General features: G+C 71.6%; 6 protein-coding genes. All 6 read right to left on the bottom strand.

The window, feature by feature from the left end; translation table 11 throughout:
• Nucleotides 1–81 precede the first annotated feature (81 nt).
• The 6 genes from ABZY45_RS02085 to mrdA all read right to left on the bottom strand — a co-directional run bounded on the left by ABZY45_RS02085 (nt 82) and on the right by mrdA (nt 12,703).
• Nucleotides 82–4,335, bottom strand: a complete 4,254-nt coding sequence (locus ABZY45_RS02085; RefSeq protein ID WP_356735146.1) for an Rne/Rng family ribonuclease — start codon at nt 4,333–4,335, stop codon at nt 82–84.
• Between the two features lie 229 nt (nt 4,336–4,564).
• The gene (locus ABZY45_RS02080) at nt 4,565–5,344 is read right to left on the bottom strand and encodes a TIGR03936 family radical SAM-associated protein (RefSeq protein ID WP_356735144.1); all 780 of its coding nucleotides are present in this window, start codon (nt 5,342–5,344) and stop codon (nt 4,565–4,567) included.
• 437 nt (nt 5,345–5,781) lie between these two features.
• Nucleotides 5,782–7,707 (bottom strand): TIGR03960 family B12-binding radical SAM protein, encoded by a 1,926-nt coding sequence (locus ABZY45_RS02075; RefSeq protein ID WP_356735142.1) that lies wholly within the window; start codon nt 7,705–7,707, stop codon nt 5,782–5,784.
• Between the two features lie 50 nt (nt 7,708–7,757).
• The gene (locus ABZY45_RS02070; RefSeq protein WP_356735140.1) at nt 7,758–9,284 is read right to left on the bottom strand and encodes a CYTH and CHAD domain-containing protein; all 1,527 of its coding nucleotides are present in this window, start codon (nt 9,282–9,284) and stop codon (nt 7,758–7,760) included.
• A gap of 51 nt (nt 9,285–9,335) precedes the next feature.
• On the bottom strand, nt 9,336–10,526 hold the full coding sequence (rodA, locus tag ABZY45_RS02065) for a rod shape-determining protein RodA (RefSeq protein ID WP_356735138.1): 1,191 nt from the start codon (nt 10,524–10,526) through the stop codon (nt 9,336–9,338).
• On the bottom strand, nt 10,526–12,703 hold the full coding sequence (gene mrdA / locus ABZY45_RS02060) for a penicillin-binding protein 2 (protein ID WP_356735136.1): 2,178 nt from the start codon (nt 12,701–12,703) through the stop codon (nt 10,526–10,528). The genes rodA and mrdA overlap by 1 nt, the downstream gene beginning before the upstream one ends.
• Between the last annotated feature and the right edge of the window lie 55 nt (nt 12,704–12,758).

Here is a 12,758-nt window from a genome sequence, read left to right as displayed (position 1 = left end):
AAAGCTCGTGTCCCGCCCCGAAGTCTTCGGGGCGGGACACGAGACGATGAACAACCGGTTACGAAAGGCTCGGCCGGCGGTTCACTCGGAGTCGGCGGCGGAAGCCGAAGCCGTCACGGAAGGCGACGACTGCTCGGCCGCGACAGTCTTCTTCGCCGCTGCCTTCTTCGTGGTCGTCTTCTTCGCGGCGGTCTTCTTCGCGACCGTCTTGGCGGCCGTCTTCTTGGCGGCGGTCTTCTTCGCCGTCGCCTTCTTCGCGGTCTTGCGCGCCGCCGTCTTCTTGACCGGCGCCTCCGGCTCCGCCGCTTCGGCCTCCGTGGCCTCGGGCGTGTCGGAATCGGTGCCCGTGACCACGACGACCGCGGCCTCTTCGGCACCGGCGGGCGAACCGGCCGGAGAGGTGACCTTGCGGGTCGCCCGACGGCGTGCGCGCGGCGGAGCGGCGGGAGCGGACTCCTCGCCGGCCGCCGGGGCCTCGGGCGCGACCGGCTCGGCGGCGGGTGCCTCCGATGCGGCGGGCGCCGGGGCTTCGACGACCGGGTCCTCGACCGCGACGGGCTCCGCCGCGGGCTCGGCCGGCTGGACCGGGGGCGTCACATCTGCCGACTTGGGCGAGCCCGCCGGAGCGGTCGCCTTCCGGGTCGCCCTGCGGCGCGTGCGCGCCGGAGGTGCGGCCTCGGGCGCGGGTGCCTCGGCCTCGGGCGCGGCCGGAGCCGCCACCGGGGTCTCGGCCGCCGGCTCGGGCTGCGGCTCCTCGGCGGCCGGGGCCGGAGCGGGCTCCGCCACGGGGGCACCGGCCGGAGCCGTGACCTTGCGGGTCGCGCGCCGGCGGCCACGGCCGCGGGACGCGGCCGCCTCGGCCTCGGCGGGGCTGCTGTACAGCTCCTCGTCGGCGACGAACTCCGGCTCGGGCAGCGCCACAGGGGCGGCGACCTCCGCGGCCAGCTCGGCCTCGGTCTCCGGCTCGGCGTGCTGCTCGGCGTGCTCATGGTCGTGGTCGTGCCCGGCGCCGCCGCGGCGCTTCTTGGACCGCTTGCCACCGCCGCCACCGGCGGACGTCGGCTGCTCCATGTGAACGATGACGCCGCGCCCGTTGCAGTGGACACAGGTCTCGGAGAAGGACTCCAGGAGCCCCTGGCCCACCCGCTTGCGGGTCATCTGGACCAGGCCGAGCGACGTGACCTCGGCGACCTGGTGCTTCGTACGGTCGCGTCCCAGGCACTCCAGCAGACGGCGCAGCACGAGGTCGCGGTTGGACTCCAGCACCATGTCGATGAAGTCGACGACGACGATGCCGCCGAGGTCGCGCAGCCGGAGCTGGCGCACGATCTCCTCGGCCGCCTCCAGGTTGTTCTTGGTGACGGTCTCCTCGAGGTTTCCGCCCTGCCCGGTGAACTTGCCGGTGTTGACGTCGACGACGACCATCGCCTCGGTCTTGTCGATCACCAGCGAACCGCCGCTCGGCAGGTAGACCTTGCGGTCCAGCGCCTTCATCAGCTGCTCGTCGATGCGGTACGTCGCGAAGACGTCGACCTCGGAGGTCCAGCGCGACAGCCGGTCCGTGAGGTCGGGCGCCACGTGCGAGACATAGCCGTGGATGGTGTCCCAGGCGTCGTCACCACTGACGATGACCTTCGAGAAGTCCTCGTTGAAGATGTCCCGGACGACCCTGACGGTCATGTCCGGCTCGCCGTAGAGCAGCGTCGGCGCGTTGGAGCTGCTGGTGTTCTTCGACTTCTTCTGGATCTCTTCCCACTGGCCCTGCAGCCGCTCGACGTCACGGCGCAGCTCGTCCTCGCTCGCCCCCTCGGCCGCGGTGCGCACGATGACGCCCGCGTCCTCGGGAACGATCTTCTTGAGGATGGTCTTCAGCCGGGCACGCTCGGTGTCGGGCAGCTTGCGGCTGATGCCGGTCATCGAGCCCTCGGGCACGTAGACCAGGTAACGGCCGGGCAGCGAGACCTGGCTGGTCAGGCGGGCGCCCTTGTGGCCGATCGGGTCCTTCGTCACCTGGACGAGGACGGACTGGCCGGACTTGAGCGCGGTCTCGATGCGGCGCGGTCCGTGCGCCATGCCGAGCGCCTCGAAGTTGACCTCGCCGGCGTACAGGACGGCGTTGCGGCCCTTGCCGATGTCGACGAAGGCGGCCTCCATGGACGGCAGTACGTTCTGCACCTTGCCCAGGTAGACGTTGCCGACGTAGCTGGTGGCCTGCTCCTTGTTGACGTAGTGCTCGACGAGCACGTTGTCCTCGAGGACGCCGATCTGGGTGCGCTCGCCGCTCTGGCGGACGACCATGACGCGCTCGACGGCCTCGCGACGGGCCAGGAACTCGGCCTCGGTGATGATCGGGACGCGCCTGCGGCCCTGCTCACGCCCCTCGCGGCGGCGCTGCTTCTTGGCCTCCATACGGGTCGAGCCCTTGATGGACTGGACCTCGTCGAAGCCGGTGCCGAGCTCACGGTCGGCGGCGTCCTTGCGGCGCTCACGCGGCTCGCGGACCTTGACGACCGTACGCTCCGGGTCGTCCGTGCCCGTGGCCGTGTCCTCGCCGGACGCGTCCCCGCTGCGGCGACGGCGACGGCGACGGCGACGGCTGCTGCTGGAGCCGGCGGAGGACTCGTGGTCCTCCTCGTCCTCGTCGTCGTGGGCCTGCTGCGGCTCCTCGTCGGAACGGTCGGCACGGTCCGTGGCGTCGTCGCTCTGCTCGACGTCGTCCGTGTCGCCGGCCTCGCCGCGACGGCGGCGACGGCCACCGCGACGGCGACGGCGCGACGGACGGTCGCCGTACTCGTCAGACTCGTCGCCCTCGTGCTCGGCCTCCGTCTCCGGCTCGGCCTCGTGCTCGTCCTCGACGGCAGTGGAGGCCGCGGGGGCGGGCTCCTCGGCCGGAAGGGTGATCGGGGCCGCGGCCGGTTCGGTCTCGACGGCCTCGCCGCGACGGCGGCGCCGACGGCGCGAGCCGCCCTGCGGCGCGGCCTCGGCGGCCTCGGGTGCGGCGGCCTCGACGGCCTGCCCGGCCTCGGCCTTGCGCGATGCGCGGTCCGAGGGCTTCTGCTCCTCGAAGTCGTCGCCCTCGTCGTACGGCGAGGTGGTCCCGGCGGCTGCCGCGGCGGCGGCAGCGGTCTCCGGGGTCTGGAACATCGGCTCGGCGAAGACCGGGGCCTGGAACACGGCAACGGCGGGGCGCGTCGCGCGGCGGCCCTTGCGGGCCGGCTCCTCGGCCTTGCCGGTGAACTCCGGGCGGCCGGCGGCGGCGGTGGCCCGGCGGCGCTGGCGGCCACGCGGGGCGGCCTCCTCGACCTGCTCGCTCTCGGTGGCCAGTTCCTCGGCCACGGCGGCGGGAAGGCTCTCACCCGTCTCGGCGACGGCCTCGGCGATCTCCTCCACGGGCTGCGGGGCTCCTGCGGGGGCGCCTGCCCTGCGCGAGGCACGGCGGCGGCCACGCGGGGCCTCGACAGCGGGGGCCTCGGCAGGCTCCTCGGTCCGGCCCGACTCGGCGGCGGGCTCAGCGGCGGGCTCGGCAACGGACTCGGCCGCAACGGCGGCCGGGGTCCCGGTGCCGCTCTGCGTGGCGGGCGCACCGGCCGGGGCAGACGCACGGCGCCTGGTGCGGCCACGCGGGGCGGCGGCGGGCTCCGCCGCGGGTGCGGGCTCGGCTGCGGGCTCGTCGGCCTGCTCCGGCTCGGCCACGGGGGCCTCCTGCACGACGGCCTCGGCCGTCTGCGGGCTGCCCGCGGGGGCGGTCGCCTTACGGGTCGCCCGGCGACGGCCACGGGGGGCCTCGACGGCGGGGGCCTCGACGACCGGCGCTTCGGCCACGGCTGCTTCGGCGGCCTCTTCCGTCTCCTCGGCCTGCTCCTCGTCCGGGGCGGTCTCGACGACCGGCTCCACGACCTCGGCGGCCTGCGGCGCACCGGCGGGAGCCGTGGCCTTGCGGACCGCGCGGCGACGGGCACGCGCCGGAGGCGCGGCCTCGACGGGCTCGGCAGCGGGCTCGGCCGCGGTCACCGGCTCGGCGGCCGGGGCCTCGGCTGCGGACTCGACGGCCTCGGCGGCCTGCGGCGCACCGGCCGGAGCGGTCGCCTTGCGGACCGCGCGGCGACGGGGACGCGCCGGGGGCGCGGCCTCCGCAGCGGGCTCGGGGGCCTCGGCGGCGGCCGTGGTGGCCGACGTGACGTCCTCGGTGACGGCCCCGGGCGCGCCCGACGGCGGTCCTGCGGGACGGGAGGCCGCGCGGCGCCTGCGGCGCGGCGGCAACTTGTCGCCGGGGGCGTTGTTGTCCTCTGTGTTCGCGAGGTTTCCGGTGGTACCGGGTTCGTTCGGCTCGTGCATGCGGGCGGTTCTCCCGTCGCGCTCCCGGGCGCCACACCTGGGTCCGGTCCGACGCGATTCGCGTGATGTGCGCGATACCGCCGTCCGGGGCGCGGGCGCCGCACGGGAGCTGATGTCTGGCTCGCCGGTTCCGTACGCGCTGCGTACGGCCTGGCGAAAGTCTTATGGGGCGGTGCGCGGCCCGACCCAGGTGGCTCCCGAGTCCGAGGGCTGCGCTACAACGACCGCCTTACGCGGAACCTGCACCTTCCGGCGCCGTCGCGGCGGCGGCCGGATCGGCCGTGGAAACGGCCGGGGCTGCCTCGCGGTCGGGCGCGAGCGGGTCGGTCACCGTGCCGGACTCCTCGTCGAAGAGCCCCTGCGCCAGCCTGGTCACCGCTGCGGGGACCGGCGGCGTTAGGTCGGCCACAGCTCGGAGACCGGACAGGACGTCGTCGGGTCGCACGGCAGGTGTCACGTGCCGCACTACCAGCCGCAGTATCGCACAGGGCCTGTCCCCGGACCTATCAGGCTGTGGATCAAGGGCCTGCAGACCGGCCACCGCCGCCCGGGCGTCGAAGCTCCGCATGCCGTTCTTCGCTCGGCGCTGGACCTCGACGGTCTCCTCCGCGAGGAAGGCGGCCACGGCCTTCTGCGCGTCCTGTACGGCGACCCCGTCCAGCCGCATCTCCCAGACGGAGGCGGTCAGCCGGTCGGCGAGGCCTGAGGTGCGGGCCTCCACGGCGTCGACGACGTCGAGGCCGTCGGGCATCGACGCGTCGAGCAGTTCGCGCAGGACGTCCGGATCCCGCGCCTCGGTGAGGGCGATCTCCAGGAACTCGGCCTCGCTGCCCGTACCGGTGGGGGCGGCGTTGGCGTACGACACCTTCGGGTGCGGGGTGAAGCCGGCCGAGTAGGCCATGGGTACCTGGGAGCGGCGCAGCGCTCGCTCGAAGGCACGCTGGAAGTCACGGTGACTGGTGAACCGGAGGCGGCCCCGCTTGGTGTAGCGCAGTCTGATGCGCTGCACCGCCGGTGCGGGCGGCGGGCCTTCGGGCTGTCGCTTGCCCAGTGGTTCTTCTCCTCGGTGCGGGGCGGTCGCGGTGGCGTGCCGCCCACGAAGTACAGGGTGCCCCGGGGTGCCGTTCCGGCTCACCCCCGCCTGACGTTTTTGCCGGCAGGCAGGGAGATCTCGGACGCGGGCGCCGCGCTGGGGACAGTCGTTGTCCTACCCAGGGTACGCGCAGCGGACCCTTCGAGTTCCCGCGCATCCGTGACCTGCGGCGTTTCGACCAGGGCGCGCCCCACCTCCGGCCCTCATCCAAATGGTCCGGTCATGGCCTTGTCCGCGCGGACCGGTTCCGGGAACGCCGAGAGGCGCCCGGACGGGTTCGTCCGGACGCCTCTCCACACCTCGCACCTACCGGGCGGCCGGGACGATCCTCCGAGCCGCCGCGCCGGTACCGGCTACTTCACGACCGTGAGCGGCAGGAGCTTCTTGCCGGTGGGGCCGATCTGGATGCTCGTGTCCATCTGCGGGCAGACCCCGCAGTCGAAGCACGGCGTCCAGCGGCAGTCCTCGACCTCGGTCTCGTCGAGCGAGTCCTGCCAGTCCTCCCAGAGCCAGTCCTTGTCCAGACCGGAATCCAGGTGGTCCCAGGGCAGGACCTCCTCGTACGTCCGCTCGCGGGTGGTGTACCAGTCGACGTCGACCCCGAAGCCGGGCAGCGTCTTCTCGGCGCTCCTCATCCAGAGGTCGTAGCTGAAGTGCTCGCGCCAGCCGTCGAAGCGGCCGCCCGACTCGTACACCGCGCGGATGACGGAGCCGACGCGGCGGTCGCCGCGTGACAGCAGGCCCTCGACGATGCCCGGCTTGCCGTCGTGGTAGCGGAAACCGATCGAGCGGCCGTACTTCTTGTCGTCGCGGATCTTGTCGCGGAGCTTCTTCAGCCGCGCGTCGGTGTCCTCGGCGCTGAGCTGCGGGGCCCACTGGAAGGGGGTGTGCGGTTTGGGGACGAAGCCGCCGATGGAGACGGTGCAGCGGATGTCGTTCTGCCCGGAAACCTCACGGCCCTTGGCGATGACGTTGACCGCCATGTCACCGATCTGGAGGACGTCCTCGTCGGTCTCGGTGGGCAGGCCGCACATGAAGTAGAGCTTCACCTGGCGCCAGCCGTTGCCGTACGCCGTGGCGACCGTACGGATCAGGTCCTCCTCCGAGACCATCTTGTTGATGACCTTGCGCATGCGCTCGGAGCCGCCCTCGGGGGCGAAGGTGAGGCCGGACCTGCGGCCGTTGCGGGTCAGCTCGTTGGCCAGGTCGACGTTGAAGGCGTCGACGCGGGTGGACGGCAGCGAGAGGCCGATCTTGTCGTCGGTGTACCGGTCGGCGAGGCCCTTGGCGATCTCACCGATCTCGGTGTGGTCGGCGGAGGAGAGCGAGAGCAGGCCGACCTCCTCGAAGCCGGTGGCCTTCAGCCCCTTCTCGACCATCTCGCCGATGCCGGTGATGCTTCGCTCCCGCACGGGGCGCGTGATCATGCCGGCCTGGCAGAAACGGCAGCCGCGGGTGCAGCCGCGGAAGATCTCGACGGACATCCGCTCGTGGACCGTCTCGGCGAGCGGGACGAGCGGCTGCTTCGGGTAGGGCCACTCGTCGAGGTCCATGACGGTGTGCTTGGAGACGCGCCACGGCACACCGGACCTGTTCGGCACCACACGGCCGATGCGGCCGTCGGGGAGGTACTCGACGTCGTAGAAGCCGGGGACGTAGACCCCGCCGGTGCGCGCGAGACGGAACAGCACCTCTTCGCGTCCGCCGGGGCTGCCCTCGGCCTTCCAGGCGCGGATGATCTCGGTGATCTCCAGGACGGCCTGCTCGCCGTCGCCGATGACCGCGCAGTCGATGAAGTCCGCGATCGGCTCCGGGTTGAACGCGGCATGGCCACCCGCCAGCACGATCGGGTGATCGACGGTGCGGTCCTTGGACTCCAGCGGGATGCCCGCGAGGTCCAGGGCGGTGAGCATGTTGGTGTAGCCGAGCTCGGTGGAGAAGCTGAGGCCGAACACGTCGAAGGCGCCGACGGGCCGGTGGCTGTCCACGGTGAACTGGGGCACCTTGTGCTCGCGCATCAGCTCCTCGAGGTCCGGCCACACGCTGTAGGTGCGCTCGGCGAGGACGCCCTCGCGCTCGTTGAGCACCTCGTAGAGGATCATGACGCCCTGGTTGGGCAGTCCGACCTCGTAGGCGTCGGGGTACATGAGTGCCCAGCGGACGTCGCATTCGTCCCACGGTTTGACGGTGGAGTTCAGCTCACCGCCGACGTACTGGATGGGCTTCTGCACATGCGGGAGCAGAGCTTCGAGCTGCGGGAAGACCGACTCGGCAGACATCTGTGGACCTTCGTAGCTGGCAGGGGTGACCATCAAGCGTAACCCGGTGCTCAGCCTTTCAGCGCCGCCCGGAACCGGGGGCGCGAAGCCCGCGCCCAGGCTTCGGGCAGTTCGCGTTCCCGTTCGGCCGCTGCGGCCTCCTCCTGGCCGTACAGCAGTCCCCAGGTGAACGCGGACTCCCCCGCCGCGTGGGCCTGTACCGCCAGGGAGCGCAGGGCTTCCCGGGCCACGACGCTGTCCTGGTGGTCGCCGAGCACCGACTGCACGGACTTCATCCGTTCGGCGAACTTCTTGGCGGGCTTGCCCAGCGCCGGCTTCGCGGCCTCGGCCGCGTAGCGGACCCGCTTCGCGGCCTTGCGCGCCTCGTGCATCGCCACGTCGCGCTCCTCGCCCGGCGGCTGCTCCAGGGCGTGACCGATACGGCTGGCGAGGCGGCCGTAGTCCTTGAGCACTGCGCGGGGCAGGACGTCGCGCGGTGCCTTTCCGGCGGCGCGGAGCAGCGGCGGCTCGGCGAGGAGGGCGTCCAGGGTGTCCAACAGGGCGAGATAGCGGTCGCCGTCGAGCACGGAGGCGACCCTGCGCCGCGCGCCGGTGCGGCGAGCGACGAAGGTGAGCTTCAGCCGGGCGCCCACGGGTCCCAGGACGAGGGTGGCGGGCAGCCCGGCGACGCGGGAGCGGAGCCGCTCGTCCAGGACTTCCTGGTCCCGGTCGACCCCCAGCTCCCCGGCGAGCCACTTCAGCTCCTCGCGGACCGGGTCGGTGACGGTCCGGTCGAGGACCGTGCGGTACGTCCTGAAAGCACTGCGCAGCCGGCGGGTGGCGACCCGCATGCGGTGCACGCTGTCCGGCAGATCGCGGCGGACGGCGGGGTCCAGCTCGACGAGGGCCTCGACCTGGGCGCGTACGTAGGCGAGCACATGGTCCCCGGCGGTGCGCGGGGCAGCCGCCCTCCTGGGCTTCGGCCGCTTCCCCGGAGCCGTCTCGTCCAGTGCCCTGGCCAGCTTGGACGCGGCGGACGAGGGCAGGACACCGGCCTTGCGCAGGCGCCGTTCGACGGCGTCGAGTACGGCGGGGTCGCCGTCGTCGGCCAGCTCGACCTCCAGCTCGGTCCAGGCCGAGGTGGCGCCGTGACCTTCCTCGGTGAGCCGCTCGGCGAGCACCTCGTCGACGCTGAGTTCGGCGAGCAGACCGCCGTCCTCGTCGAGGAGGTGGTGGACGTCGCGGGCGGAGAGGATGCGCACGACAGGGACCACAGGGGTGTTGCGTACGCGGGAGCGGAGCAGGCCGGTGAGCTCGGGTGGCAGGGCCTCGGTGAGGGGAGCCCTGATCTCGTCGCGTACGCCGGCGGAGACGGGGATCTTGAGGTGCCACCCGGCGTCGCCCCCGCCCGTCCGGCGGCGGAGCGTGAGGGACGCGGCGGCCAGCCGGAAGTCCTCGGTGTCGTAGTAGACGGCGTCGAGCTCGGTCACTCCTCTGGGGACGACCGCCGAGACCCCGGCCGCACGGGTCAGATCGGGCAGCCGGGTTTCGGGAGTCGCTTCGTATTTCCGCTCGACCTCACGCTTCGAGTCCGCCATATGTCGAATCTATCCGCGATGTACGCAAACATGCAGGGCGGAGCGAAGTGCTCAGGCAGTTATCGGCCGTTGCACCCTGATCGACTGGAGCAGACCGATCGCCACCCAGACGGCGAACATGGACGACCCTCCGTACGACACGAACGGCAGCGGCAGCCCGGCCACCGGCATGATCCCCAGGGTCATCCCGATGTTCTCGAAGGACTGGAAGGCGAACCAGGCGATGATGCCGGCGGCCACGATCGTCCCGTACAGCTCGGTCGTCTCACGGGCGATCCGGCAGGCGCGCCAGAGGACGACGCCGAGCAGGACGATGATCAGCCCGGCCCCGAGGAATCCGAGCTCCTCCCCCGCCACGGTGAAGACGAAGTCGGTCTGCTGCTCGGGGACGAACTGGCCCGTCGTCTGGGAGCCCTTGAAGAGCCCGGTGCCCGTGAGGCCGCCGGAGCCGATCGCGATGCGGGCCTGGTTGGTGTTGTAGCCGACGCCGGCCGGGTCGAGCGCCGGATTGGCGAAGGCCGCGAAACGGGCGATCTGGTAGTCGTCGAGCACGCCGAGCTGCCAGACGGCCAGGGCGCCCGCCGTGCCCGCGCCGAGGAGTCCGAAGATCCAGCGGTTGGACGCCCCGGAGGCGAGGAGCACACCGAGGACGATGACGGCCATGACCATGACGGAGCCGAGGTCGGGCATCAGCATGACGACACCCATGGGGATGATCGCCAGGCCGAGCGCCTTGGCCACGGTCCGGTGGTCGGGGTGCAGCTGGTCGCCCGCGTCGACGCGGGCGGCGAGCAGCATCGCCATGCCGAGGATGATCGTGATCTTCGTGAACTCGGAGGGCTGGAGGGAGAAGCCGCCGGGAAGCAGGATCCAGGCGTGCGCGCCGTTGACGGTGGCGCCGAGCGGGGTGAGGACCGCGAGGACGAGCAGGACCGACAGGCCGTAGAGGACCGGCACCGCTCCCCTCAGGGTGCGGTGCCCGAGCCAGATGGTCCCGATCATCAGCGCCAGGCCGATGCCGGTGTTGAGCGCGTGCCGGAACAGGAAGTAGTACGGGTCGCCGTGGGTGAGCGACTCACGGCCACGGGTCGCCGACCAGACCAGCAGCGAGCCGACGAAGGACAGCGCGAGGGCCGATCCCAGCAGGGGCCAGTCCAGCCGCCGTACGACGGAGTCGCGGGCGGTGAGCTTGGCCCAGGCGGAACGCTCGGGGGCGTAGCGCGAGACGGAGAAGCCTGCCATCAGTCCCGCCTCCCCAGCGTTCCGGGAAGAGCCCCCGCGAGTGCCTGCGTGCCGTCCTCGGCGGGCGGCTCGGGGACGTACGGCTTGATCTTGGGCGACACGATCTGGCCGTCGGGCTTGATCGTGGGCAGGGCCTTCTGCGGCTTGGGCAGCAGCGCCTTCTTCAGGTCCTGCTTGCCTTCGGCGTCCAGCCCGTAGAGCGCGTTGTAGATGTTGCGCACGGCGGGCCCGGAGGCACCGGAGCCGGTACCACCCTGGGAGATCGTCATGACGATCGAGTAGTCCTTGGTGTACGTGGCGAACCAGGAGGTCGTCTGCTTGCCGTAGACCTCGGCCGTGCCCGTCTTGGCGTGCATCGGGATCTTGTCCTGGGGCCAGCCGCCGAACCTCCAGGCGGCGCTGCCCCGGGTCGCGACTCCCGCGAGGGCATCGTCTATCTTGTCGCGCGTGTCTCCCTTGAAGGGGAGCTTGCCGTGGGCCTGCGGCTCGATCTCCTGGACGGTCTTGCCGTCGCCGCTGACGATCGCCTTGCCGACGGTGGGGTCGTACAGGGTGCCGCCGTTGGAGATCGCGGCGTAGATGGTCGCCATCTGGATCGGGGTGACCAGCGTGTCGCCCTGGCCGATGGAGTAGTTGACGGAGTCACCGGCGCGCATCTTGTTGCCTTCGAGGCAGCCTTCGTACGCGATCTTCTCGACGTACGTCCCGTCCTTCTTGCCCTGCTTGCACCAGGCGGCCTTGTTGGCGTCGTAGAAGTCCTGCTTCCACTTGCGGTCGGGGACGCGGCCGGCGACCTCGTTGGGGAGGTCGATGCCGGTCTCCTTGCCGAGACCGAACTGGTGGGCGGTCTTGTAGAACCAGTCCGCCGGGTTCTTCTTCGGCTTGTTGCCGCCGTCCTTCGCCCACTCCTTGTGCGCCAGGCCGTAGTAGACGGTGTCGCAGGAGACCTCGAGGGCGCGGCCGAGGTTGATGCTGCCGTAGCCCTGGGACTCGAAGTTCTTGAAGACCTGCCCGCCGATCGAGTACGAGCTCGGGCACGGGTAGTTGCCGTCGAAGTCGTATCCGGCGTTGACCGCGGCCGTCGAGGAGATCACCTTGAAGATCGAGCCGGGGGCGGCGGTGCCCTGGATCGCGCGGTTCAGCAGCGGGAAGTTGGACTTCTTCCCGGTGAGCTTCGCGTAGTCCTTGGCGGAGATGCCGCCGATCCAGGCGTTGGGGTCGTAGGTCGGCAGGGAGGCCATCGACACGATGCGTCCGGTCTTGGCCTCCATGACGACGACCGCTCCGGAGTCGGCCTTGTACAGCTCGTTGGTGTTGCGGTCCATCTCCTTGCGGGCTGTCTCCATCGCCTTGTTGAGTTCGTACTCGGCGACGGCCTGGACCCGGGCGTCGATGGAGGTGACGACGCTGGCCCCGGGCTCGGCCTCGTCGTTCTGCGCCTGGCCGATGACGCGGCCCAGGTTGTCGACCTCGTAGCGGGTCACGCCCGCCTTGCCGCGCAGCTCCTTGTCGTACGTGCGCTCCAGGCCGGAGCGGCCGACCTGATCGGAGCGGAGGTACGGCGAGTCGGTGTCCTGCGCCTTGGTGACCTCTTCGTCGGTGACGGGCGAGAGATAACCGAGGACCTGCGCGGTGTTGGCCTTGCCGGGTGCGGCGTAGCGGCGTACGGCGGTGGGCTCGGCGGTGATGCCGGGGAAGTCCTCGGCGCGCTCGCGGATCGTCAGGGCCTGCTGGGTGGTGGCCTCGTCGGTGACGGGGATCGGCTGGTAGGGCGAGCCGTTCCAGCAGGGCTGCGGGGTCTTGGCGTCGCAGAGCCGGACCTTGTCCTGGACGTCCTTGGGCTTCATGTCCAAGACGTCGGCCAGACGGGTGAGGACGGCGACCCCGTCGTCCTTCATCTTCATCAGCTCGGTGCGGCTCGCGGAGACGACGAGGCGGGTCTCGTTGTCGGCGAGGGGCACGCCGCGCGCGTCGAGGATGGAACCCCTCACGGCGGGCTGCACGACCTGCTGGACGTGGTTGTTCTTCGCCTCGTCGGTGTACTCCTGACCGTTGCGGATCTGGAGGTACCAGAGCCGGCCGCCGAGCGTCAGGAGGAGGGAGAGGACGAGGACCTGGATGACGACGAGACGGATCTGGACCCGCTGGGTCCGTCCCGTCTCCGGAATGTTGCTCACGGGGCGCCCCCGGTGGTGGTGGGTCGGCCGTTGCCCGCGTCGGTGGTGGGTCGGC

This window comes from Streptomyces sp. NPDC006516, assembly GCF_040611875.1.
GTDB lineage: Bacteria > Actinomycetota > Actinomycetes > Streptomycetales > Streptomycetaceae > Streptomyces.
Note: the sequence above shows the minus strand (reverse complement) of the source record. Positions and strands in the feature narration are given on the sequence as shown.

Coding starts and splice junctions, on each gene's coding strand:
- ABZY45_RS02085 (WP_356735146.1), bottom strand. CDS start 4,335: ATGCACGAGCCGAACGAACCCGGTACCACCGGAAACCTCGCGAACACA.
- ABZY45_RS02075 (WP_356735142.1), bottom strand. CDS start 7,707: ATGTCTGCCGAGTCGGTCTTCCCGCAGCTCGAAGCTCTGCTCCCGCAT.
- ABZY45_RS02070 (WP_356735140.1), bottom strand. CDS start 9,284: ATGGCGGACTCGAAGCGTGAGGTCGAGCGGAAATACGAAGCGACTCCC.
- rodA (WP_356735138.1), bottom strand. CDS start 10,526: ATGGCAGGCTTCTCCGTCTCGCGCTACGCCCCCGAGCGTTCCGCCTGG.